The sequence below is a fragment of the Enterobacter sp. JS8-1 genome (assembly GCF_049187015.1).
GTDB lineage: Bacteria > Pseudomonadota > Gammaproteobacteria > Enterobacterales > Enterobacteriaceae > Enterobacter > Enterobacter mori.
Genome location: NZ_CP185805.1, coordinates 402,246 through 426,720 on the forward strand (window position 1 = coordinate 402,246; position 24,475 = coordinate 426,720).

At 56.2% G+C, this 24,475-nt stretch carries 20 protein-coding genes and 3 tRNA genes; 14 read left to right on the forward strand and 9 right to left on the reverse strand.

Annotation, left to right across the window (positions count from 1 at the left end; translation table 11 throughout):
• Positions 1 to 35: 35 nt before the first annotated feature.
• Positions 36 to 1,181 carry an ACT family cephalosporin-hydrolyzing class C beta-lactamase gene (gene blaACT, locus ACOQH0_RS01955; RefSeq protein ID WP_421511416.1) on the reverse strand — a complete coding sequence of 382 codons (1,146 nt, stop codon included), beginning with the start codon at positions 1,179 to 1,181 and terminating at the stop codon, positions 36 to 38.
• A gap of 132 nt (positions 1,182 to 1,313) precedes the next feature.
• On the opposite strand from blaACT, the gene ampR reads away from it, so the two are divergent.
• Positions 1,314 to 2,189, forward strand: a complete 876-nt coding sequence (ampR, locus tag ACOQH0_RS01960) for a LysR family transcriptional regulator AmpR (protein WP_421511417.1) — start codon at positions 1,314 to 1,316, stop codon at positions 2,187 to 2,189.
• 29 nt (positions 2,190 to 2,218) lie between these two features.
• Here the strand turns inward: ampR and frdD are convergent, their stop codons facing one another.
• The 4 genes from frdD to frdA are packed head-to-tail and all read right to left on the reverse strand — an operon-like array spanning position 2,219 to position 5,512.
• Positions 2,219 to 2,578, reverse strand: a complete 360-nt coding sequence (gene frdD, locus ACOQH0_RS01965; RefSeq protein ID WP_042715376.1) for a fumarate reductase subunit FrdD — start codon at positions 2,576 to 2,578, stop codon at positions 2,219 to 2,221.
• A 10-nt stretch (positions 2,579 to 2,588) separates the two neighbouring features.
• Positions 2,589 to 2,984, reverse strand: coding sequence for a fumarate reductase subunit FrdC (gene frdC, locus ACOQH0_RS01970; protein ID WP_010427752.1), 396 nt, complete (start codon positions 2,982 to 2,984; stop codon positions 2,589 to 2,591).
• Positions 2,985 to 2,994: 10 nt separating this feature from the next.
• Positions 2,995 to 3,729, reverse strand: coding sequence for a succinate dehydrogenase/fumarate reductase iron-sulfur subunit (locus ACOQH0_RS01975; protein ID WP_089600271.1), 735 nt, complete (start codon positions 3,727 to 3,729; stop codon positions 2,995 to 2,997).
• Positions 3,722 to 5,512 (reverse strand): fumarate reductase (quinol) flavoprotein subunit, encoded by a 1,791-nt coding sequence (gene frdA / locus ACOQH0_RS01980; protein WP_089600273.1) that lies wholly within the window; start codon positions 5,510 to 5,512, stop codon positions 3,722 to 3,724. Before frdA ends, ACOQH0_RS01975 begins: the two co-directional genes overlap by 8 nt.
• A 310-nt stretch (positions 5,513 to 5,822) precedes the next feature.
• Between frdA and epmA the strand changes: the two genes are divergently transcribed.
• Together epmA and yjeM are read left to right on the forward strand one after the other, a co-directional pair.
• A complete protein-coding gene (gene epmA, locus ACOQH0_RS01985) occupies positions 5,823 to 6,800 on the forward strand; it encodes an elongation factor P--(R)-beta-lysine ligase (protein ID WP_421511418.1) in 978 nt (325 codons plus the stop codon).
• Between the two features lie 195 nt (positions 6,801 to 6,995).
• On the forward strand, positions 6,996 to 8,495 hold the full coding sequence (yjeM, locus tag ACOQH0_RS01990) for a glutamate/gamma-aminobutyrate family transporter YjeM (RefSeq protein ID WP_089600931.1): 1,500 nt from the start codon (positions 6,996 to 6,998) through the stop codon (positions 8,493 to 8,495).
• 36 nt (positions 8,496 to 8,531) lie between these two features.
• Here the strand turns inward: yjeM and mscM are convergent, their stop codons facing one another.
• The 3 genes from mscM to rsgA form a co-directional block, all read right to left on the reverse strand.
• Complete coding sequence (gene mscM / locus ACOQH0_RS01995) at positions 8,532 to 11,855, reverse strand: miniconductance mechanosensitive channel MscM (RefSeq protein ID WP_089600929.1); 3,324 nt, start codon at positions 11,853 to 11,855, stop codon at positions 8,532 to 8,534.
• A 19-nt stretch (positions 11,856 to 11,874) separates the two neighbouring features.
• On the reverse strand, positions 11,875 to 12,843 hold the full coding sequence (gene asd, locus ACOQH0_RS02000) for an archaetidylserine decarboxylase (protein WP_421511419.1): 969 nt from the start codon (positions 12,841 to 12,843) through the stop codon (positions 11,875 to 11,877).
• Positions 12,844 to 12,940: 97 nt separating this feature from the next.
• A complete protein-coding gene (rsgA, locus tag ACOQH0_RS02005) occupies positions 12,941 to 13,993 on the reverse strand; it encodes a small ribosomal subunit biogenesis GTPase RsgA (RefSeq protein ID WP_010427739.1) in 1,053 nt (350 codons plus the stop codon).
• 107 nt (positions 13,994 to 14,100) lie between these two features.
• Here rsgA and orn point away from each other — a divergent pair, with 107 nt between their 5' ends.
• From orn to ACOQH0_RS02025, 4 genes are all read left to right on the forward strand, one after another.
• A complete protein-coding gene (gene orn, locus ACOQH0_RS02010) occupies positions 14,101 to 14,646 on the forward strand; it encodes an oligoribonuclease (protein ID WP_089600925.1) in 546 nt (181 codons plus the stop codon).
• 196 nt (positions 14,647 to 14,842) lie between these two features.
• A tRNA-Gly gene (locus ACOQH0_RS02015) sits at positions 14,843 to 14,918 on the forward strand.
• Between the two features lie 44 nt (positions 14,919 to 14,962).
• Positions 14,963 to 15,038 (forward strand) — tRNA-Gly (locus ACOQH0_RS02020).
• Positions 15,039 to 15,083: 45 nt separating this feature from the next.
• Positions 15,084 to 15,159: transfer RNA gene (locus ACOQH0_RS02025), tRNA-Gly, on the forward strand.
• Positions 15,160 to 15,429: 270 nt separating this feature from the next.
• Here the strand turns inward: ACOQH0_RS02025 and queG are convergent.
• Entirely contained in the window at positions 15,430 to 16,569 is a 1,140-nt protein-coding gene (gene queG, locus ACOQH0_RS02030; RefSeq protein WP_214594721.1) for a tRNA epoxyqueuosine(34) reductase QueG, read from the reverse strand.
• Between queG and nnr the strand changes: the two genes are divergently transcribed.
• The 7 genes from nnr to hflX all read left to right on the forward strand — a co-directional run bounded on the left by nnr (position 16,568) and on the right by hflX (position 24,454).
• On the forward strand, positions 16,568 to 18,091 hold the full coding sequence (nnr, locus tag ACOQH0_RS02035) for a bifunctional ADP-dependent NAD(P)H-hydrate dehydratase/NAD(P)H-hydrate epimerase (protein ID WP_421511420.1): 1,524 nt from the start codon (positions 16,568 to 16,570) through the stop codon (positions 18,089 to 18,091). The genes queG and nnr overlap by 2 nt on opposite strands.
• Positions 18,084 to 18,545: a tRNA (adenosine(37)-N6)-threonylcarbamoyltransferase complex ATPase subunit type 1 TsaE gene (tsaE, locus tag ACOQH0_RS02040; protein ID WP_008502923.1), complete on the forward strand. Its 462-nt coding sequence runs from the start codon at positions 18,084 to 18,086 to the stop codon at positions 18,543 to 18,545. Before nnr ends, tsaE begins: the two co-directional genes overlap by 8 nt.
• A gap of 16 nt (positions 18,546 to 18,561) precedes the next feature.
• Complete coding sequence (gene amiB, locus ACOQH0_RS02045; protein ID WP_100165638.1) at positions 18,562 to 19,905, forward strand: N-acetylmuramoyl-L-alanine amidase AmiB; 1,344 nt, start codon at positions 18,562 to 18,564, stop codon at positions 19,903 to 19,905.
• Positions 19,906 to 19,914: 9 nt separating this feature from the next.
• Entirely contained in the window at positions 19,915 to 21,759 is a 1,845-nt protein-coding gene (gene mutL, locus ACOQH0_RS02050) for a DNA mismatch repair endonuclease MutL (RefSeq protein WP_421511421.1), read from the forward strand.
• Positions 21,752 to 22,702 carry a tRNA (adenosine(37)-N6)-dimethylallyltransferase MiaA gene (gene miaA / locus ACOQH0_RS02055; RefSeq protein WP_010427503.1) on the forward strand — a complete coding sequence of 317 codons (951 nt, stop codon included), beginning with the start codon at positions 21,752 to 21,754 and terminating at the stop codon, positions 22,700 to 22,702. Before mutL ends, miaA begins: the two co-directional genes overlap by 8 nt.
• Before the next feature lie 85 nt (positions 22,703 to 22,787).
• On the forward strand, positions 22,788 to 23,099 hold the full coding sequence (gene hfq / locus ACOQH0_RS02060; RefSeq protein WP_008502919.1) for an RNA chaperone Hfq: 312 nt from the start codon (positions 22,788 to 22,790) through the stop codon (positions 23,097 to 23,099).
• Between the two features lie 74 nt (positions 23,100 to 23,173).
• On the forward strand, positions 23,174 to 24,454 hold the full coding sequence (gene hflX / locus ACOQH0_RS02065) for a ribosome rescue GTPase HflX (RefSeq protein WP_010427502.1): 1,281 nt from the start codon (positions 23,174 to 23,176) through the stop codon (positions 24,452 to 24,454).
• The last annotated feature ends 21 nt before the right edge of the window (positions 24,455 to 24,475 follow it).

The following is a 24,475-nucleotide window of genomic DNA, read 5'->3' on the forward strand; positions in this document are numbered from 1 at the left end:
GGCCGGGTAAGGCGAAGCCGCCACCCGGCAATGTTTTACTGCAGCGCGTCGAGGATACGGTATGCCGCCTCAACGCGTGCCGGGTTCGGATAGCTCTTGTTCGCCAGCATCACGATGCCAAGCTGCTTCTCCGGGATAAAAGCCACATAGCTGCCGAATCCGCCGGTGGAGCCGGTTTTGTGCACCCATGAGGCTTTTACCGGAGGCGCCGAAGGATTCACTTCTCTCGCGGGCAGTGGTGCCAGCGCGACCTTATTGTCGCTACCTTCAACCACGGTTTTGGCATCGACCGGCCAGTTAAGCATTTCCCAGCCTAATCCCTGATACATGGCCCCCACGCGCCAGTAGCGCGACTGCGCCAGCGTAATGCCTTGCTTCAGCGATGCATCCTGAACGTTATCCGGAGCCATATTGGCCACCACCCAGCTCGCCATATCCTGCACGTTGGTTTTCACGCCGTAGGCTTCGGCGTCCAGCAACCCCGGTGACACGTGGACCGCTTTACCGTCACGGTATCCCCAGGCGTAATGTGCCTCTTCTGCTTTCGGAACGTTAATCCACGTATGGTCGAGCCCGAGCGGTTTAAAGACCCGCTTCGTCATGGCCTGTTCAAAGCCCATGCCGGAAGGTTTAACCGCCAGTGCGCCAAACAGACCGATGCTGGCGTTCGCATACAATCGCGTGGTGCCAGGTTTCCACTGCGGCTGCCATGTCTGGTAAAAGCGCAGCAGAGAGGCGTTATCAGTGACCTCATCCGGTACCTGCAGCGGCAGACCGCCTGCGGTATAGGTTGCCAGGTCCAGCATGCGAATTCCCTGCCACTGCTTGCCCGTCAGCTCAGGCCAGTACTTTGTCACCGGATCGCCCAGCGATATCTCACCGCGGGCAACAGCATCGCCACCCAGTACGCCGGTGAAAGTTTTACTGATAGAACCCAGTTCGAACAGGGTTTGTGGGGTAACTGGTTTGTTCGCTGCAACATCGGCTTTACCAAAAGTAAAATAGTGCGGCTGGCCCTGGTAGATCACGGCAACCGCCATGCCCGGAATGGACTGCGCTTTCATCAGGGGGGTAATGCTTTTTTCCACCACGTCAGCCAGCTGTTTTTCTGTCATCGACGCAGCAATGCTGGAACATGACACGCCGAGCAGCAGGGCGCAGCAAAGGGATTTTTTGATCATCAGTTATCTTCCATAATCGCGGTTCAGGGGAGTGTCCGGGCCCATCAGACGAGCGTAGTCTGTGGGATTTGACTGTGGCTGACAAACGGTTAAATTTAGCATTAGCTGTTAATTTTTCTAACGGAACGACAGATGACGCGAAGCTATCTTCCTCTTAACTCGCTTCGTGCTTTCGAAGCGGCCGCCAGGCATCTTAGTTTTACGCATGCCGCCATTGAGCTCAATGTGACCCATTCTGCCATTAGCCAACACGTGAAGGCGCTGGAGCAGCACCTGCACTGCCAGCTGTTCGTTCGCGTTTCCCGTGGGCTGACGTTGACCACGGAAGGCGAGAATTTACTGCCGGTGCTGAACGATTCGTTCGATCGTATCGCCGGTCTGCTCGATCGCTTTACTCACCATCTTGCCATGGAGAAGCTGAAGATCGGCGTGGTGGGTACCTTTGCGACAGGGTTGCTCTTTCCGCAGCTGGAGGATTTTCGTCGCTGCTATCCGCACATTGATCTGCAGCTTTCCACGCATAACAACCGTGTCGATCCTGCCGCCGAAGGACTGGATTACACCATCCGCTTTGGTGGAGGCGCGTGGCATGGTACCGAGGCGCAGTTTCTTTGCCCTGCGCCGCTGGCTCCGCTTTGCACGCCGGATATCGCCTCTGTGCTAAAAAACCCGGCAGATATCCTGAAATTTACCCTGCTGCGCTCTTACCGACGCGACGAATGGGCTGCCTGGATGCAGGCGGCGGGTGAGCATCCTCCTTCACCGACGCACCGGGTGATGGTGTTTGATTCGTCTGTGACCATGCTTGAGGCGGCTCAGGCGGGCGTGGGAATTGCCATCGCGCCTGTTGATATGTTTAGCCATTTGCTGAACAGCGAGCGTATCGTGCAGCCGTTTGCGACGCAGATTGACCTGGGCAGTTACTGGCTGACGCGACTCCAGTCGCGCGCAGAAACCCCCGCAATGCGTGAGTTTGCGCAGTGGCTGGTGGGAAAAATGCAGAAATAACAGGCCCGCCGGATGGCGGGCCTGAAGCGTCAGATGGTGACTACCGCAATCAGCGTCACCACGGTCAGGATGGTTGCCAGACCGTAGAACACCCATTTACCGCTCGGTACATGGATTTTCAAGTCATGCATCGCATGGTGAATGCGGTGCAGGCCACACCACAGCGGTAGAACGATCATCAGGAAGAGGAACACGCGACCGATAAAGCTGCTCGCAAAGGCCAGTACGCGCTCGTAGCTCAGTGCATCGCCCGGGAACAGCCCCAGCGGCAGCATAATGCCGACCAGCAGGATAATGACCGGCGCGATGATGGCGCTCCACATGCCGCCTGCACCGAACAGGCCCCAGAAGACCGGCTCGTCAGAACGTTTTGGATTTGGATTGATCACAGTAGTCTCCTTACCAGAACAGTGCGACAAACAGAATGACCACAGTGACCAGAATCGTCACTGCCCAGAGCCCTTTAATCACCGGCTCTGGCCCCATTTTTTCGCCTTTAACGATGATGTTCGCCGCTTTTGGCGCCAGTTCAAACCAGGTTTTGGTATGAAGCAGCGCGGCCGCGAGCACGATCAGGTTCAGCACAACGATGATCGGGTTTTGCAGGAAACCGACAAAGCTGGCCCAGGTTTCCGGGCCGTGTTTGAGGGCGAAAACCCCGTACATCAGCTCAAGGCTGAACCAGACCGCAGGTACCGCCGTGCCTTCACGCAGCATATAGAAGCGATAAAACGGCAGGTTTTTCCACCAGGTGGACGGCATTGGCCGCACATAGGCTTTGCGTTTAGTCGTCATCATGCACTCCTTAGCGTGGTTTCAGGGTAGCGATAAGAAAGTCTTTCGAGCTTTCCACTTTACCCTGCTGAATAGCGGCGGCCGGGTCGACGTGCTTCGGACAGACTTCGGAGCAGTAGCCGACAAAGGTACAGCTCCAGACGCCGTTCTGGCTGTTTAGCTGCGCCATACGTTCTTTTTTACCGTGGTCGCGGCTGTCCTCGTTATAGCGGTGCGCCAGGGTAATGGCGGCCGGGCCAATGAACTCCTTGTTCAGGCCAAACTGTGGACAGGCGGCGTAGCACAGACCGCAGTTGATGCAGCCGGAGAACTGATGGTACTTCGCCATCTGGGCTGGCGTCTGGGTGTTTGGCCCCTGTTCGGGCGTGCGCGGGTTGCCAATGATATACGGCTTAATGGCTTCCAGGCTTTCGATAAAGTGGGTCATATCGACCACCAGATCGCGCTCAATCGGGAAGTTGCCCAGGGCTTCAACCTTGATGCCTTTGGTGTACTCGCGCAGGAAGGTTTTACAGGCCAGCTTCGGTACCTTGTTAACCATCATGCCGCAGGAGCCGCAGATCGCCATGCGGCAGGACCAGCGATAGCTCAGGTCTGGGGCCAGGTTGTCTTTGATATAGCCGAGCGCATCCAGCAGGGAGGTTTGCTCGTCATAAGGAACTTCATAGAAAGCGCTGTGCGGTGCGGCGTCCACTTCCGGGTTGTAGCGCACCACTTCAACTTTCAGTTTTTGCATCTCAGCCATTCGCCTTCTCCTTCTTCTCGGCGTCTTCTGCTTCTGCACCGTAAACGCGCTTCGCCGGTGGCAGCGTGGTGATTTTCACGTCGCTGTAGTCCAGACGGGTAGTGCCATCCGCATCGCGCCAGGCGAGGGTATGTTTCAGGAAGTTGACGTCATCACGTTCGGTACAGCCTTCATCAAGGCGCTGGTGCGCGCCGCGCGATTCTTTACGCGCCAGTGCGGAGTGCGCCATACATTCCGCGACGTTCAGACCGTGGCCCAGCTCGATGGTGTAGAGCAGGTCGGTATTGAACACGCTGGAGGTATCGGTGATGCGCACGCGCTTGAAGCGTTCCTGCAGCTCTGCCAGCTTGTCGACGGTTTTCTGCATCAGCTCTGGCGTACGGTAGATACCGCAGCCTTCTTCCATCGACAGGCCCATTTCATCGCGGATCTTAGACCAGTTCTCGTTACCTTCCTGATTCACCAGATCTTTCAGCCGTTTTTCAACGTCTGCGACCTGAGCGTCCAGCGCGGCACCGTTGGCTTCACCTGCAGTAGCCGCCCGCTCCATCGCGCGTTCGCCTGCCATGCGGCCAAAGACGACCAGCTCTGCCAGCGAGTTAGAGCCCAGACGGTTCGCACCGTGCAGGCCCACGGAGGAACACTCGCCCACGGCGAACAGTCCTTTGATGCGGGTTTCGCACTGCTGATCGGTTTCGATACCGCCCATGGTGTAGTGCGCGGTTGGACGCACCGGAATCGGTTCTTTCACCGGGTCAACGCCCACGTAGGCTTTTGCCAGCTCGCAGATGAACGGCAGACGCTCCAGCAGTTTCTTCTCGCCGAGGTGGCGCAGGTCGAGATAGACCACATCGCCGCGCGGCGTGGAGATGGTGTTGCCTTTGCGCCACTCGTGCCAGAAGGCCTGAGACACTTTGTCGCGCGGGCCGAGTTCCATGTATTTGTTCTTCGGCTCGCCGAGCGGGGTTTCCGGGCCCATGCCGTAATCCTGCAGATAGCGGTAGCCGTTTTTGTTGACCAGAATACCGCCTTCACCGCGGCAGCCTTCCGTCATCAGAATGCCGGAGCCCGGCAGACCGGTTGGGTGATACTGCACGAACTCCATATCGCGCAGCGGCACGCCGTGGCTGAGCGCCATGCCCATCCCGTCGCCGGTGACGATGCCGCCGTTGGTGTTGTAGCGATAAACGCGACCCGCACCGCCTGTTGCCATTACCACGGCTTTCGCGCGGATCTGGACAAGCGTGCCTTCCATCATGTTCATCGCCACCAGGCCGCGCGCCTCACCGTCATCGACCAGAATGTCGAGAACGAAATGTTCATCAAAGCGTTGAATTTGCGGGAACTGAAGGGAGGTCTGGAACAGGGTGTGCAGCATATGGAAGCCGGTCTTATCAGCGGCGAACCAGGTGCGTTCAATCTTCATTCCGCCGAAGCGGCGAACGTTGACGCTGCCGTCCGGACGGCGACTCCACGGACATCCCCACTGCTCAAGCTGGGTCATTTCCGTAGGACAGTGGTGCACGAAGTAGTCAACGACATCCTGCTCGCAAAGCCAGTCGCCCCCTGCAACCGTGTCGTGGAAATGGTATTCGAAGCTGTCATGATCCTGCGCAACAGCGGCGGATCCTCCTTCTGCAGCAACCGTGTGGCTACGCATAGGATAGACTTTTGAAATCAGTGCGATTTTAGCGTTGGGATTAGCTTGTGCTGCAGCAATTGCAGCGCGTAATCCCGCTCCGCCAGCGCCTATTACGGCAAGATCGGCTTGAAAAGTTTGCACGACATTCCTCCAGATTTTTGTTTTTCCGCAACGCGTTGAACTAAAGGTAGCTCACCTGTCCGAACGGGAAATTGCGAAAGCGATTCCACTGCTCCTTTATGGGTAAAACAGTATAACCGTATGGATGTGAGGGAAATTTGACGTGTTCGATTTTTTTGCTGTTCAGTGCGGTGATTTATCATCGTTATTGATGAATTCCGTTACGTTATTTTTCTTCGTTATGAAAAAGGCGCTTTTACCGCGCAAAATTTGTCTCTGCCCCGGCTTACGAGTAGACTTCGTGCCCTTGTCTGAAATCGGAGAATTACTCATGAGCGAAACGGCCACCTGGCAGCCGAGCGCATCCATCCCAAACCTGTTAAAACGCGCAGCAGTAATGGCGGAGATCCGCCGCTTCTTTGCTGACCGCGGCGTCCTGGAGGTGGAAACTCCGTGCATGAGTCAGGCAACGGTAACGGATATTCATCTGGTCCCGTTTGAAACCCGTTTTGTTGGCCCAGGCCATTCTCAGGGTATGAATCTGTATCTGATGACCAGCCCGGAATACCACATGAAGCGCCTGCTGGCGGCGGGATGTGGTCCGGTGTATCAGCTGTGCCGCAGCTTCCGTAATGAAGAGATGGGTCGTCACCACAACCCGGAATTCACCATGCTGGAGTGGTATCGCCCGCATTATGATATGTATCGCCTGATGAATGAGGTGGACGATCTGCTGCAGCAGGTTCTGGACTGTTCAGAAGCGGAGACGCTCTCCTATCAGCAGGCGTTCCAGCGTTGTCTGGAAATCGATCCTCTTTCAGTGGATAAAGCCCAGCTGCGTGAAGTGGCGGCAAAACTGGATCTGAGCAATGTGGCGGATACTGAGGAAGATCGCGATACGCTGCTGCAACTGCTTTTCACCTTTGGCGTGGAACCGCAGATTGGCAAGGATCGTCCGACGTTTGTTTATCATTTCCCCGCAAGCCAGGCTTCGCTGGCGCAGATCAGCACCGAAGACCACCGCGTGGCGGAGCGTTTTGAGGTTTATTATAAAGGTATTGAGCTGGCGAACGGTTTCCACGAGCTGACTGACGCGCGCGAACAGCAGCAGCGTTTTGAGCAGGATAACCGCAAGCGTGCAGCGCGCGGTCTGCCGCAGCAGCCGATTGATACCAACCTGCTGGAGGCGTTAAAAGCTGGCCTGCCGGATTGTTCTGGTGTGGCGCTGGGCGTTGACCGTCTGGTGATGCTGGCGCTGGGCGCAGAGCAGCTTGGCGATGTGATTGCCTTTACGGTCGATCGCGCCTGATAAAGTGCCGGGTGGCGCTGCGCTTACCCGGCCTGGCATTCCTGTCAATTAACCTTTCCATTTCCGCACGGCAACATTAAAAACTGCCAATTTCTCTATACACGGGTCTTTTTCTTAGTTTGCCTCGCATAGCCACAATTTTTGTCTGGTCATCTGCTACCATCCGCGCAGCTTAATTCTCCTTCGGATGGTTATATGTCTCACTCACTCAAAAAGATGACCCTCACCGGGCTCATCCTGATGATATTTACCTCGGTCTTTGGTTTTGCCAACAGTCCGTCGGCCTTCTACCTGATGGGTTACAGCGCGACGCCGTTTTATATCGTCTCTGCGCTATTCTTCTTCATTCCCTTTGCGCTGATGATGGCGGAAATGGGATCGGCCTATCGCAAAGAAGAGGGCGGGATCTATTCGTGGATGAACAACAGCGTTGGCCCGCGCTATGCGTTTATCGGCACGTTTATGTGGTTCTCCTCTTACGTCGTCTGGATGGTCAGTACGGCCGCGAAAGTGTGGGTTCCGTTCTCGACGTTTGTGTTCGGTGCTGATAAAACCCAGGTCTGGTCGCTGGCGGGCCTCAGCTCTACGCAGGTGGTGGGTATTCTGGCGGTCTGCTGGATGGTTGTTGTAACGCTGGTGGCGTCTAAAGGCATCAACAAAATAGCCCGTATTACCGCTGTGGGCGGTATTTCGGTCATGGGGTTGAACCTGGTTCTGCTGGTGGTCAGTATCGCCATTCTGTGTCTGAACGGCGGCCATTTTGCACAGGAGGTGAATTTTGTTTCATCCCCTAATCCGAGCTATCAGTCCGGCCTCGCCATGCTCTCCTTCGTGGTCTTTGCCATCTTTGCTTACGGCGGTATTGAAGCCGTAGGCGGCCTGGTCGATAAGACCGAGAACCCGGAAAAGAACTTTGCCAAAGGCATTATTTTTGCCGCCATCGTCATCTCGATTGGCTATTCGCTGGCGATTTTCCTCTGGGGCGTCAGCACTAACTGGCAGCAGGTGCTGAGCAACAACACCACGAACCTCGGGAACATCACCTATGTTCTGATGAAAAGTCTGGGCATGACGCTGGGGCAGGCGATGAACCTGACGCCGGACGCGGCGGCGACGATGGGCGTTTGGTTTGCGCGCATCACCGGGCTGTCGATGTTCCTTGCGTATACGGGCGCGTTCTTCACGCTGATTTACTCTCCGCTGAAAGCCATTATTCAGGGCACGCCAAAAGCGCTGTGGCCAGCGCGCATGACGCAGTTGAATACAACCGGCATGCCCGCTAACGCCATGTGGATGCAGTGTCTGCTGGTATGCGTGTTCATTCTGCTGGTGTCGTTTGGTGGTGACACGGCGTCAGCGTTTTACAACAAGCTGACTCTGATGGCGAACGTTTCAATGACGCTCCCGTATCTGTTCCTGACGCTTGCGTTCCCGTTCTTTAAGGCGAAGCAGGGGCTGGAACGTCCGTTCGTGATTTTCAACACCCGCGCAACAACGCTGCTGGCAACCACGGTGGTGGTTTTGGTGGTGGCGTTTGCCAACATATTCACCGTGATCCAGCCCATCATTGAGGCGAATGACTGGAACAGCGCGCTGTGGATGGTTGGCGGTCCGATCTTTTTCTCGCTGCTGGCGATGGGGATTTATGAGAACTATCGTCGTCGCTCGATGGCGTACGTCGTGGAAGTCGCGTAGCGGTAAAACGCCCCTCCCCACAGGGAGGGGCGAGTATTACAAACTTCCCGCCGGGCGTTTGCGCCCCGCTGATGACAGCGTTCTTGACGTTTTAGTCCCGCCGAGGCTTTCCAGACGCATCTGGAACGGTGGGAACGGCATATCAATTCCGTGCTCGCGGAAGCCAGCCAGAATCAGCTGGTGGATCTCATGGCGCAACGGCATACGGTGCCCCATCTCGGCGGCGTAGATGCGCAGCTCGAAGATCTGAATACCCTGCTGTAAATCCACAAGGAATACCTCCGGTGCCGGGTTGTCGATCACCAGCGAGCAGCGCTCTGCTGCGGTGTAGAGGATCTGCGTCACCTCTTCGCTGTTGGCATCAGACGGTGCCGGTACGGTCAGCACCACTCGGGTGACGGAGTCTGACAGCGACCAGTTGATAAACTGCTCGGTGATAAACGCCTTGTTCGGGACGATGATCTCTTTTCGATCCCAGTCGCTGATCGTAGTGGCGCGCGTATTGATCTTCGTGACGCTACCGGTCAAATCGCGGATGGTCACCGTATCGCCAATACGGATCGGCTTCTCAAACAGAATGATCAGACCGGAAACGAAGTTGGCAAAAATCTCCTGCAGGCCAAAGCCCAGACCCACGGTCAGGGCGGCGACCAGCCACTGCAGTTTTGACCACTCAATACCAATCATCGAGAAACCTACCAGCCCACCAAACAGCATGATCAGATACTTGGTGATGGTGGTAATGGCGTAGCCCGTGCCGGGGGTTAAATCCAGGTGCTGCAGCAGCGCCAGCTCCAGCAGTGCCGGGAAGTTACGCACCAGCTGCGTGGTGATGATCAGCACCAGAATGGCAATCAGCACCGCGCCTAAGGTGATCGGCTCCAGACTTTCAACACCCTGTACTGTGGACGTCACGTCCCACAGAGAGATGTTCTCCAGGAAGCCAAACGCGGAATGAATTTCCGACCACAGGAAGATCACCGACAGAAGGGCAACCAGCATCAGGAGGGAACGTACCAGCCGCAATGACTGGGTACTGATGGTATCCAGATCGATTTCGACATCGTCGGCATCCGTTGTCCCTTCTGTACTGTTGACGTGGTTTGGCTCTTCTTCACCGCGTGCGCGCTGGGCCAGAATTTCGGCGCGGCGATGCTTGGCACGGTCAAACGCCAGACGACGACGCTGGATCAGCATTCCGCGGCGGATGACATGGTAGACCACCAGCAGCAGGAACCAGATGGCGACGGAGGTTTCAAGACGTGCCAGCAGCGCCTGCGCGGTCGCCAGATACCCCACGGCTGCGGCCAGAATGGCCACCAAAGGCGCGGAGAGCATCAGGTTCCACAGCATGCGGTTGAGCATGTTATCGCCGCTGCCCGTCTTATCGAGATACAGCGGAATGCCGGCGCGTTTAAGGCTGAGTTTCACCATTGCCAGCGCGCCGCAGATGAGGATAAAGCAGAGACGGCCCAACGAACCGGAGAACTCCCGGTCATTGAGGTTATCGAACATGATCAGCGCCATGATTAGCGGCACGATCAGGCCGATGCTCATCAGGTAGTAACGCATGCCGCGCGCGACGCGGCTGCGCGGCCAGCCAAAGTGGGCGACAAACAGACCGTTTGGACGCGCGAAGGTGGCACAAATCATCACTACCCACAGCAGCGGCACGGTGGCGGTGACGCCATCGCCAATCGCCACCGCAAGCGGATAGGGCCAGGCCTCGCGCAGGCCGTATCCCAGCGTCATCCACAGCACCGGTAGCGGTGAAGCAACAAGAATCGACCAGAATACGGTACGCAGCGTCAGCCAGAAGTGATCCTGCGTCACTTTCCCGACGCGCGCGCTGGAACGTTCGAGGAAGCGCGTAAAGTGCCTGCGGGAGTAGATACTGAAGCCCACCAGAATCAGCGCGCCCAGCAGCGGGAAGATGGTCTCCTTACTGGTAATCATCATCACGCTGGCCTGGCCCAACTGGCTGAAGGTATCCAGCGAAATCAGGCGGCGCAGATCCTGCACAATCTCTATTGGCCACGAGAAGGTCATTGGCCGCACGTCAGATGTCCAGAAGAGATAACGGTGCGTCGCCTCGTTGACCTCTTTCAGCGCATCTTCCAGCTGGCTGTTTGACACTTTCAGCTTGGTTAGCTCAAGGATCAGCGTATCGCCGCCCTGCAGCAGAGAGTTCAGCAGCTCACGCTGGGTGCGCAGCTGGGCTTCAAGGATGCGGTTCTGCTCACCGGTAAGCGGTTGTCCATCGGCCTGACGGATCTGGCGGATTTGCGGCTGCTTATTGAGGAGGTCTTCAAAATGCAGGCGCTGGACGCGCAGCTGCGCCATCTCGGTATCAAGCTGCTGCGGCTTTGGCATTTCCGGCAGGCGGGCAACCTGGGCGCGTAAGGCTTCACCCAACAGGTTGGAGGACCCCAGCCACTGGGACTGCTCACGCAGGGTGTTAAGCGCCTGACGTACCTGCAGCGTTTGATTGGTCGCCTGTCGCTGCTGCGACGCAACCAAATCCATACGCTGCGCCTGCTGGTTCAGCGCGGCTGAAAGCTCGCGGTTAACCTTGAACTGATCGACGATGCCGACAGGCAGATTTGCGCTGTTTTCCGCGAGGAGTTCTGTACTTTCCAGCGCGCGTTCGGCTTCGCGCTGGCGCTGGCTATTTAACTGGTTGCGCAGGCTCTGCAGATACGCGTCCAGCTGTTGGCTCTGCTTCTGCGCCAGTTCAGCGCGCATGCGCGACAGTTCCTGGCGGTTGTTGGCAGAAAGCTGCGCCAGCTCCAGCTCATCAACCAGCGCTTTGAGCCTGGCGGATTCCGCCTGTAGCCCAAGATTTTGCGCCTGGCTCTGTGGCGTATTACCGGCTTGCGTGCCGACGCGACGCTCGACCTCGTTCAACTGACGGCGGGCATCGGTCTGCTGCTGCGGTAGCTGGCTGAGCGAGTCGGCGATTTCACGTGCGCGCTCTTGTTCCTGCTGCGCCTGGCGGCTCTTTTCCAGAAGCTGGCTGCTAACCTGGAGGATCTCCTGGTTTAGCGCATCCGACGTTAAGCCCACAGGAACCTCGCGCGGTTCATCACGCAGGTTATTCAGCTGTGAGCGCAGCGTTTGAGAGAGTTTCGGGAAGTTGTCGATAACCTGCTGATATTGCTGAGCGCGCTCAAGGGAGCCTTTTCGCTCCTCAAGCGCGTTCAGGGCAGACTGGAGCGACTCGACGGTCTCTGGCTGCGCGGGTTTCGCCGCTTTTGCCTGCTCCAGTTCCTGGGTTATCTGTTTGGCGTCGGGGGCTGTCGCTGCGTACGCCCCCATGCTGAGGCACCAGGCCATCAGTAGAACGATAATCGGGCGCACGTCAGCGATCCTTCTGTTGTTAGCCTTCGTCTTTTTTGTCGTCAACCAGCGGGCTGGCATCATGCTCGGCGTTGATCTCTTCTTCAGGCAGCGGCGCAGGCTCTGCGTCCGGCGTGATGAAGGTTTCGGTCGACACCGCCAGCGGTTGACCCAGTTTGGTCACCGACAGGCTTTCCAGCTGTTCCACCAGGTTCACTTTACCCGGTGCAAACAAGTTGATCACGGTAGAGCCCAGCTTAAAGCGACCCATCTCCTGACCTTTCAGCAGGGCCACAGAGCCTTCCTCTTCACCGGCAGGCCAGGTCCAGCGCTTGATCACGCCTTCGCGCGGCGGGGTAATGGTGCCCGCCCAGACGGTTTCGATACTGCCTACAATGGTAGCACCCACCAGAATCTGTGCCATTGGGCCAAATTCAGTATCAAACAGGCAGATAACGCGCTCGTTACTGGCGAACAGGTTCGGAACGTTCTGTGCGGTCAGGTGGTTCACGGAGAATAGATCCCCTGGCACGTAAATCATCTCACGCAGAATACCGTTACACGGCATGTGTACGCGGTGATAGTCGCGCGGCGACAGGTAGGTGGTCGCGAAGGAACCGTTACGGAACAGATCTGCCATCAGGTAGTTACCTGCGAGCAGCGCCTCCAGGGTGTAGTTATGGCCTTTGGCCTGCAGAATTTTGTCGTCTTCGATCTTACCGAGCTGGCTGATCACGCCGTCCGCAGGCATCACCAGCACGTTAGGGTCGGTATTTAACGGGCGCACTTCGTCGCGCAACGGGCGCACGAAGAATTCGTTAAACGTGCGGTAGCTGGCGGTGTCCGGCTTCTGCGCCTCTTTCATGTCGACCTTGTAGAATTTCACGAACAGGTCGATGACCAGTTTGGTCAGCCAGCCCGCTCGTTTGCTTGCGCCCCAGCCCGCCAGGCGAGTGAGCCACAGTTTTGGCAGAATGTATTGAAGCGAAAGTTTGAATGAGTTTAACAAGGTAGCCTCCAGGCCATTGTTTTGTCGTTCCTGATCCGGCGGAAAAGCGCCGGAACCTGAAAAAAGGGGACGATTTTAGCGATGCTTAGCTTAGTTGTCAGTTATCAGAATCAGAAAAGTTTTTACGCGTTTTTACGTCTTCCATGCTCTCAAGAATGCGGTGATAGTTTTCGAAGCGGGTTTCCGCAATCTCACCGTTCTCTACCGCCTCGCGGATGGCGCAGCCAGGGTCGTTGTCGTGCTTACAGTCGCGATATTTGCAAGCGCCTAAATAGTCATGGAATTCGACAAACCCGTTGAAGATTTGTTCCGGCTCAAGGTGCCACAGGCCAAACTCACGTACGCCCGGCGAGTCAATCACGTCGCCACCGTGCGGGAAGTGATAAAGACGTGAGGCGGTGGTGGTGTGCTGGCCCAGACCCGAAACGTTGGACACATCGTTGGTCAGGATCTCTTGCTGGAGGCCGAGAAGGTTGTTCAGCAGGCTCGATTTACCTACGCCAGATTGACCCGCAAAGATACTGATTCGGTCAGTCAGCGCTTCTTCTAACGGCTTCAGGCCATCTTTAGTGTGGCTGGAGACCATCAGCACGCGATAACCGATCTTGCGATAGATATCCATCTGCTCATTCACGAAGGCCATGCCGTCGTCATCCAGCAGATCGATCTTGTTCAGCACGATGATCGGTTCAACCTGCAGCGTTTCGCAGGCGACAAGATAACGGTCGATAATATTGAGCGAAAGCTCAGGCAAAATCGCCGAAACGATGACGATCTGGTTAATATTGGCGGCAATGGGTTTAACACCGTCGTAGAAATCAGGACGGGTCAGCACCGACGTGCGTTCATGCACGGCTTCAACGATGCCCTTAACCGTCACCCCTTCAGCGGCTTCTTTACCCGGACGCCAGACGACGCGATCGCCGGTTACCAGTGAACGGATAGTGCGACGGATATTGCAACGGTGGATATCCCCGTCGGCGGATTCGACATCAGCATGCATACCAAAACGGCTAATCACGACGCCCTCTGTCGCTTCACCAAACAGGTTGTCGTCGTAATCCGGCTTCTCCGAAGTGGTTTTAAGACGGCGCTGGTGGTTGGCGTTTACGCGGCGCTGCTGCCCTTTGGAGAGTTTATTTTTACTCAATCGCGCTGGCTCCTGGTCGCCCGTAAGGGGCAAAACCTCTATGATACACTCTAATTAATACTAGTTAACCTGCTACTGCCGGTTATGCGAGAAGGGTGGAAAATAACATGAGCGCGGATGAAAACAACCTGATTTGGATCGATCTTGAAATGACCGGGCTGGATCCCGAGCGCGATCGCATCATTGAAATTGCAACGCTGGTCACCGATGCCAACCTGAATATTCTGGCGGAAGGGCCAACCATCGCGGTACATCAGTCTGACGATCAGCTTGCGCTGATGGATGAATGGAACGTGCGCACCCATACCGGTAGCGGGCTGGTAGAGCGCGTGAAGGCCAGCACCCAGGGCGACCGCGAAGCAGAGCTGGCAACCATTGAATTCCTGAAACAGTGGGTTCCGGCGGGCAAATCGCCTATCTGCGGTAACAGCATTGGTCAGGATCGTCGCTTCCTGTTTAAGTACATGCCGGAGCTGGAATCGTATTTCCACTACCGCTATCTGGATGTCAGCACCCTGAAAGAGCTGGCGCGTCGCTGGAAACCGGAAATTCTCGACGGCTTTAAAAAGCAGGGAACACACCAGGCGATGGACGACATTCGCGAGTCGGTTGCGGAGCTGGCGTACTACCGCGAAAACTTTATAAAGCTGTGATTTTGCGACCCGGCGCCTTGCGTGGCCGGGTTTTTGTCGTTAAATTGTTCAGCTTGCCGATTAATTAAGCATTTGAACGGATTTTCAAAAAAATCGCTTTAAGGGGGGTTGCAGCTAAAAGGATTTCTCGTATAATGCGCCTCCCGTAACGACAGAGAATTACACGTTACGACAGCAACAAAAGCAGTACAGATTTGCGGGAATAGCTCAGTTGGTAGAGCACGACCTTGCCAAGGTCGGGGTCGCGAGTTCGAGTCTCGTTTCCCGCTCCAAAATTTGAAAGTATCGCAAGATACGCCAGCACCAGAACACCCAAGCGGGAATAGCTCAGTTGGTAGAGCACGACCTTGCCAAGGTCGGGGTCGCGAGTTCGAGTCTCGTTTCCCGCTCCAAAATTTGAAAGTATCGCAAGATACGCACAGCACCAGAACACCCAAGCGGGAATAGCTCAGTTGGTAGAGCACGACCTTGCCAAGGTCGGGGTCGCGAGTTCGAGTCTCGTTTCCCGCTCCAAATTCTTCTTCATATTCAAATTATCCACAGCGGAATGCTCCGTTGGGGACGTTTTCTATTTCATCTGAAATACTCTTGTAAACAGAGTTATCCACAGAAGTTGCCGCTGAACTGTTAGTGCCAAACGCTTCGCAGGGTGAATAGTATCTTTATAATATTCTGATTTATAAAAAGAAAATATCATTTCAAAATGTTAGTGAGATCACTTGACCTCTTAGCCAGCCCTGATGGCGCCTGAGTTTGTAATTTTATACACAGGCTGTGAATAGTTCAGGCATCTCGCGTGAGCCCTTTTTCAATCACCCTTACCAGCCGCTGTTTCTTGGGTAACTGCACTTCGACCACGCAGGCTTTTCGCTTCTCAATTTGCTGTGCAACCGCCCACTCTATGTGTTCATCGAGAAGTGGGTGCTCACCTCTACGGCTTTCGAGTGCCTGAATATTCGCTTCATCCCACGGGGCATTGCCCAGCGCAACGGCAACATTTCGTAGCCAACGCAAATGACCGATACGGCGAATGGCCGAACCTTCCGTCACTTTCAGGAACCAGGCTTCTGTCCAGGCGAACAGCTCAATAAGCGGTGGTGCATGCAGCGCCTTACGCGGGCTGAAATCCTCTTCGTCCGTGAGCTGCGAATAGCGGTTCCATGGACAGATCAACTGGCAGTCGTCACAACCGTAGATCCGGTTGCCGATAAGCGGTCGAAATTCCTCAGGAATGGCCCCTTCCAGTTCGATAGTGAGATAGGAGATGCAGCGGCGTGCGTCAACGGTATAAGGCTCGACAATAGCGCCTGTCGGGCAGATGGTCAGGCAGGCTACACACCGGCCGCAGCCTTCCTCTACCGGGCCGTCTACCGGCAGCGGTAAATCTATCAGCAGTTCACCCAGGAAAAAGAACGAACCGGCGTCGCGGCTAAGGATAAGTGAGTGCTTACCTGTCCAGCCAAGCCCCGCTTTTTCAGCAATCGGACGTTCAAGAATAGGCGCGGAATCCACAAAGGGTCTAAAATTCAGCGAAACACAGTGCTGCTGAATCATTTCCCCAAGTTTTTTTAAACGGTTGCGCAGAAGCTTATGGTAGTCACGCCCCAGAGCATACCGGCTGACGTAACCCAAAGAGGGATTTTTGAGCGTGCGCGCAAAGGCCGCATTGGCGGGCAGGTAGTTCATGCGCACGCTGATGACGCGTAATGTGCCCGGCAACAGCTCGTGTGGACGAGCGCGCATCATGCCATGACGCGCCATCCACTCCATCTCGCCGTGGTACTGTTTGTCCAGCCACGCCTGCAGTTTGGGCTCGCTGGCGGAGAGGTCGGTGTCGGTGATGCCCACCTTCTGGAAGCCAAGCTCAGCACCCCACTGTTTTATATTTTGCGCTAACTGATTGAGATCGAGGGGCTGTGACATGACGGACCATACGGTGAAGAAAAACCCCGCAAGTATACCACATTCCATCTGGCATGCGGATGCGCTCCGACGTGCCGAAAAAGAGGCTGCAGACAGTCTCGGCATAACCCTTTACGAACTGATGCTACGCGCGGGTGAGGCGGCATTTAACGTTGCCCGCCACGCGTACCCGCAGGCCGCTCACTGGCTCATTTTATGTGGACACGGTAATAACGGCGGCGATGGCTATGTCGTCGCCCGTCTGGCCGTGGCGGCAGGTCTTCGCGTCACGTTACTGGCCGTTGAGAGCGAACATTCGCTGCCGGAAGAAGCCAGTGCGGCGCGAGAGGCCTGGCTGAACGCAGGCGGTGTTATTCATGCGTCAGATATCCTCTGGCCGGAAGATGTGGATCTGGTTGTTGATGGTCTGCTGGGCACCGGTCTGATGCGCGCGCCCCGCGACAACATTGCCGCTCTGATTGAGCGTGCTAACGCGCATCCCGCACCGGTGGTGGCGCTGGACATCCCCTCTGGACTGCTCGCGCAAACCGGTGCGACGCCGGGGGCGGTGATTCAGGCGTCACATACTGTCACCTTTATTGCCCTGAAACCGGGTCTGCTAACCGGAAAAGCGCGGGATGTGGTGGGGAAACTGCATCACAACGCGCTGGGGCTTGAAAGCTGGCTGGCGGGACAGGATACACAAGTTTCACGATATGACGCCTCACAGTTGACCGGATGGCTGCCGCCGCGCCGTCCAACGTCCCATAAGGGCGATCACGGCAGGCTGGTGATCGTCGGGGGTGACCACGGCACGGCGGGCGCTATCCGCATGACCGGCGAGGCGGCTCTGCGCTGCGGTGCCGGTTTAGTGCGGGTGTTAACGCGTAGTGACAATATCATCCCGATCGTTACCGCCCGACCGGAGCTGATGGTGCATGAACTCACGCCGCAGACGCTGGAAGAGAGCCTCGAATGGGCCGATGTTGTGGTGATTGGCCCCGGGCTTGGGCTGCAGGCATGGGGTAAACAAGCCCTGCAAAAGGTCGAGAACTTTCGTAAACCGATGCTGTGGGATGCCGACGCGCTTAACCTTCTGGCAATAAACCCGGATAAGCGTCACAATCGCATCCTGACGCCACACCCCGGCGAAGCCGCGCGGCTGCTTAACTGCAGCGTGGCAGAAATTGAAAGCGATCGCTTACTTTCTGCTCAGCGTCTGGTAAAACGTTACGGAGGTGTTGCTGTTTTGAAAGGGGCGGGAACCGTTATCGCCAGCGAGGATGCGCTGGGTATTATTGATGCCGGAAATGCAGGCATGGCGAGCGGGGGCATGGGTGATGTGTTGTCTGGCCTCATTGGCGCATTGCTCGGACAGAAACTTCCCCTTTATGATGCAGCCTGTGCGGGCTGTGTGGCCCACGGCGCAGCGGCTGACCAGCTTGCTGCACGCTATGGTACGCGCGGTATGCTGGCCACCGATCTTTTTTGCACGCTACGGCGTGTTGTTAACCCGGATGTGATTGACGTAGAAAATGACTAATCGAGCGATTCCTTTACCTGATGAACAAGCCACTTTAGATCTCGGCAAGCGCGTGGCGCAGGCCTGTCAGGGGGCAACCGTCATTTATCTTTATGGTGATTTAGGTGCGGGTAAAACCACCTTCAGCCGGGGTTTTTTGCAGGCGTTAGGCCATAACGGGAATGTGAAAAGCCCAACCTACACGCTGGTAGAACCGTACACCCTTGAAAATCTCATGGTGTACCACTTCGATTTATACCGCCTTGCGGATCCTGAGGAGCTGGAATTTATGGGGATCCGTGATTATTTTGCCAACGACGCCATTTGCCTGGTGGAGTGGCCGCAACAAGGTGCGGGTGTGCTGCCTGACCCGGATGTCGAAATTCACTTAGATTACCAGGCACAAGGGCGTGAGGCACGCATCAGTGCTGTTTCCTCATCAGGCAGTTCCTTACTGGCGCGACTGGCCGGTTAAGCGTAGGGATGACGGGATGAAAAATCGCGTTAAAGGTTGGTTGTTGGCTGCTACGGTGCTGCTGTGCGCGCAGGCCGGGGCGGCGAGCCTCTCAGATATTCAGGTGTCGAACGGGGAAAATCAGGCCCGGATCACGTTTAGCTTTATGGGCGACCCAGAATATGCGTTTTCTCAGCCAGACAGCCACAGCGTGGCGCTGGATATCAAACAAACGGGCGTAATCCAGGGATTACCGCTGCGGTTCAGCGGTAACAACCTGGTGAAAAGTATCCGTTCGGGAACGCCGCAGGATAGCCAGTCGTTACGCCTGGTTGTGGATCTGACCGAAAAGGGCAAAACGAAGGCGGTGAAGCAGCAAAACGGGGCGAACTATACGGTGGTCTTTACCATCAATGCCGACGCACCGCCGCCACCTCCACCGCCTGCACCGGTGGTGGCGAAGCGCGTGGAAGAACCTGTGTATACCCCGCGTCCGTCTGAACCTGCCCGTAATCCGTTTAAGTCGCAAAACGATCGCATCACAGCGGCAACCAGCAGTAATACGGTGACGCGTCCGGCCGCCAGCGCACGACGCGCAGCGGTCAGCGGTGACAAAGTGATCATCGCCATCGATGCAGGTCACGGCGGGCAGGATCCTGGCGCAATTGGCCCGGGCGGTACGCGGGAGAAAAACGTGACAATCGCGGTAGCCCGCAAGCTCAGGACGCTGTTAAACGACGATCCGATGTTTAAAGGTGTGCTCACTCGCGACGGCGACTATTTTATCTCCGTAATGGGACGCTCGGACGTGGCGCGTAAGCAAAACGCAAACTTCCTGGTCTCCATTCATGCGGATGCCGCGCCGAATCGTAGCGCGACCGGCGCCTCTGTTTGGGTGCTGTCGAACCGTCGCGCCAACAGTGAAATGGCAAACTGGCTTGAAGAGCACGAGAAACAGTCTGAACTGTTAGGCGGTGCGGGTGATGTGCTGGCTAATAGCCAGTCTGACCCGTATCTCAGCCAGGCGGTGCTGGATTTACAGTTCGGTCATTCCCAGCGTGTCGGGTATGATGTCGCGACTAACGTACTGAACCAGCTGCAGGGCATCGGGGCATTGCACAAGCGCCGTCCGGAGCATGCGAGCCTGGGTGTTCTGCGTTCGCCGGATATTCCATCGATCCTCGTGGAAACGGGCTTTATCAGCAACAACGGTGAAGAGCGCCTGCTGGGAAGCGACAGTTACCAGCAGCAGATTGCCGAAGCGATTTATAACGGTCTGCGTAAATATTTTGAAGCCCATCCGCTTCAGTCAGCGCCGCAAAGCGGTGCAGGCCAGACGGCCAGTGCCGCGCTGCCGGGTGAGATGACCGCCACAAATTAAGGAGAATTCATGCCGATTCAGGTTCTACCGCCGCAGCTCGCGAACCAAATCGCCGCCGGTGAGGTGGTGGAGCGCCCCGCGTCGGTGGTGAAGGAGCTGGTGGAAAACAGCCTCGATGCGGGGGCAACCCGCATTGATATTGATATCGAACGCGGGGGCGCAAAGCTTATTCGTATTCGTGACAACGGCTGTGGCATCAAAAAAGACGAGCTGGCGCTGGCGCTGGCGCGTCACGCCACCAGTAAAATTGCCTCTCTGGACGATCTGGAAGCCATTATCAGCCTTGGTTTTCGCGGCGAAGCGCTGGCGAGCATCAGTTCCGTATCCCGCTTAACCCTGACCTCCCGTACTGCGGAACAGCAGGAGGCCTGGCAGGCCTACGCTGAAGGGCGCGATATGGACGTCACGGTCAAACCTGCGGCGCACCCTGTCGGCACCACGCTTGAAGTGCTGGACCTGTTCTATAACACCCCAGCCCGACGCAAGTTCATGCGTACCGAGAAGACCGAATTCGGACACATCGATGAGATCATTCGCCGCATCGCGCTGGCGCGATTCGATGTCACCATCAACCTCAGCCATAACGGCAAGGTGATGCGTCAGTATCGTGCGGTGGCGGAAGGTGGGCAGAAGGAACGCCGGTTAGGGGCTATCTGCGGCACGCCGTTCCTTGAAAAAGCGCTGGCGATAGAGTGGCAGCATGGCGATCTGGCGCTGCGCGGCTGGGTGGCCGATCCGAACGCGAGCAGCGCCGCCTTTGCTGAGATCCAATACTGCTACGTGAATGGCCGCATGATGCGCGACCGTCTGATCAACCACGCCATTCGTCAGGCCTGTGAAGACAAACTCGGCGCGGATCAACAGCCCGCGTTTGTGCTTTATCTGGAGATCGACCCCCATCAGGTGGATGTGAACGTCCATCCTGCGAAGCATGAGGTGCGCTTCCACCAGTCACGTCTGGTTCATGATTTTATTTATCAGGGTGTGGTCACGGTATTGCAGCAGCAGGCGGAGCCAACGCTGCCGTTGGAAAACGACGCCCCGGCACCGCGTCCGCTGCCGGAAAACCGGGTGGCGGCAGGCCGCAACCACTTTGCTGAACCCGCCGCTGCCCGCGAACCGTCGGCTCCGCGTTTCTCAGCGGGGGGCAGCGCGCCTCGCCCTACGGGGGCGAACTACCCCAACGCTCAGCCGGGTTATCAGAAGCAGCAGGGGGCGTTGTACCGCAAACTGCTTGATACGCCCGCCGTGGAACGTAAAGAGCATATCGAGGTGTCGCAACCTTCACTGGATGGGCATAGCCAGAGCTTTGGTCGTGTACTGACGATTGTTGCTCCGGATATGGCATTGCTCGAACGCGAGGGGAAACTGATGCTACTGGCGTTGCCGGTGGCGGAACGCTGGCTTAAACAGGCGCAGCTGACGCCGGGGGAAAACGCCGCCTGCGCACAGCCGTTGCTGATCCCGGTCCGGTTAAAAATAACCCCTGAAGAAACAGGGATTTTGCGGCGTGCACAGGCGCTTCTTGCCGAAATGGGCATAGAAATCGTGCTTGAAGCGCAGCATGTGACAATTCGCGCAGTGCCTTTACCCTTACGCCAACAAAATTTACAAAACTTGATTCCTGAACTGATAGGCTACCTGGCGCAGCAAACGTCGTTTGATGCCGCCAACACCGCGCAGTGGATCGCTCGCCATCTGGCCAGCGAACACTCACCGTGGAGTATGGCGCAGGCGATTACCGTGTTGGCAGAGGTTGAATGCCTTTGCCCACATCTGGTGAAAACGCCGCCGGGTGGATTATTACAACCTGTTGATTTAAAAACGGCGATGACCGCCCTGAGACATGATTGACGTAAGTAAGGCGAGCCTGCCTAAGGCGATTTTTTTAATGGGCCCTACGGCCTCAGGTAAAACAGCGTTAGCCATTGAGTTACGTAAAGTTTTGCCTGTAGAGTTGATTAGCGTCGATTCCGCCCTCATTTATCGAGGAATGGACATCGGCACGGCGAAGCCAGACGCAGATGAACTGCGCGCGGCACCGCACCGTTTGCTGGATATTCTCGACCCGGCTCAGGCGTACTCCGCAGCAGACTTTCGCCGCGATGCCTTAGCCGAGATGGCTGACATTACCGCTGCGGGACGAATACCGCTACTGGTTGGCGGAACCATGCTCTACTTCAAGGCGCTGCTGGAGGGGTTATCGCCTCTGCCATCGGCAGATCCGGACGTACGAGCCAGGATTGAACAGCAGGCGGCAGAGCAGGGATGGGACGTTTTGCACCAGCAACTGGCGGAGATTGACCCGGTTGCTGCAGCGCGAATCCATCCGAATGATCCGCAAAGGCTTTCCCGGGCACTGGAAGTTTTTTTCATTTCGGGTAAAACTTTAACGGAACTGACGCAAACGTCAGGAGACGCTCTGCCGTATCAGGTGCATCAGTTCGCCATCGCCCCGGCGAGCCGTGAACTGCTCCATCAACGAATTGAGCAGCGTTTTCATCAGATGTTGGCTTCAGATTTTGAAGCAGAAGTGCGGGCGCTATTTGCCCGTGGAGATTTGCATACGGATATGCCTTCCGTTCGTTGTGTGGGATACCGCCAAATGTGGTCGTATCTTGAAGGTGAGATTTCATACGATGAAATGGTTTATCGAGGTGTTTGCGCCACGAGGCAGTTAGCGAAGCGCCAGATCACCTGGTTGCGCGGTTGGGAGGGCGTTCACTGGTTAGACAGTGAAAAGCCGCAACAGGCGCTAAACGAAGTGATTGAGGTTGTTGGTGATATCGCTGACTGAATGTGTACAATTGAGACGTATCGTGCGCAATTTTTCAGAATCGCAAGGTTCTAAGTACAAAACAAGCATATAAGGAAAAGATAGAATGGCTAAGGGGCAATCTTTACAAGATCCGTTCCTGAACGCATTGCGTCGGGAACGTGTTCCAGTTTCTATTTATTTGGTGAATGGTATTAAGCTGCAAGGTCAGATTGAGTCTTTCGATCAGTTCGTGATTCTGTTGAAAAACACGGTCAGTCAGATGGTCTACAAGCACGCTATTTCTACTGTTGTTCCGTCCCGTCCGGTATCTCATCACAGCAATAACGCTGGCGGCGGCACTGGTAGTAACTACCATCATGGCAGCAACGCGCAGGGTTCTTCAACGCCTGCGCAGGACAGCGACGAGACCGAATAAGGTTTCGCACTGTTATCCACACGGGGAGCCAGGGATCCTGCGTTCCCCGCTGATCTTTTTAGAGAGGTTTACGCTTGTTTGACCGTTATGATGCCGGTGAGCAGGCGGTGCTGGTACACATCTATTTTTCGCAAGACAAAGATATGGAAGACCTCCAGGAGTTTGAATCTCTGGTCTCTTCTGCCGGTGTCGAAGCAATGCAGGTGATTACCGGTAGCCGTAAAGCGCCGCACCCAAAGTATTTTGTTGGTGAAGGTAAAGCAGTCGAAATTGCGGATGCCGTAAAAGCAACCGGCGCGTCAGTCGTGTTGTTTGATCATGCGCTGTCTCCAGCCCAGGAGCGCAACCTGGAAGCCCTTTGCGAATGCCGTGTTATCGATCGCACGGGATTGATTTTAGATATTTTTGCTCAGCGTGCGCGTACCCACGAAGGTAAGCTGCAGGTTGAACTGGCGCAGTTGCGCCATCTGGCAACGCGTCTTGTGCGTGGCTGGACACACCTTGAAAGACAAAAAGGCGGGATTGGTTTGCGCGGCCCGGGTGAAACCCAGCTCGAAACCGACCGTCGTTTGCTGCGTGGCCGTATTACCCAGATCCTCTCACGTCTGGAAAGAGTTGAGAAACAGCGTGAGCAGGGACGTCGGGCGCGAACGAAAGCCGATATCCCGACGGTGTCGCTGGTGGGGTATACCAACGCCGGTAAATCCACCCTGTTTAACCAGATCACCGAGGCCCAGGTTTATGCCGCTGACCAGCTGTTTGCGACCCTGGACCCGACGCTGCGCCGTATTGACGTTGCTGACGTCGGTGAGACGGTGCTGGCGGATACCGTAGGGTTTATCCGTCATTTGCCGCATGACCTGGTGGCGGCGTTTAAAGCGACGTTGCAGGAGACGCGACAGGCGACCCTGCTGCTGCACGTGATTGATGCGGCAGACGTGCGCGTTCAGGAGAACATCGACGCGGTGAACGTGGTGCTCGAAGAGATCGACGCCCACGAAATCCCAACGCTGTTGGTGATGAACAAGATCGATATGCTGGACGATTTCGAACCGCGTATCGACAGAGATGAAGAGAACAAACCGATTCGGGTCTGGCTTTCTGCCCAGACCGGTATCGGTGTGCCACTGCTTTTCCAGGCTTTGACAGAACGTCTTTCCGGTGAGGTCGCCCAGCACACGCTGCGATTGCCGCCACAGGAAGGCAGGCTGCGCAGCCGGTTTTATCAGCTTCAGGCGATAGAAAAAGAGTGGATGGAGGATGACGGCAGCGTGGGGATGCAGGTGCGTATGCCGATCGTTGACTGGCGTCGCCTCTGTAAACAAGAACCTGCGCTGGCGGACTATATCGTCTGATCAGAAAGGGGAAGCCTGAAT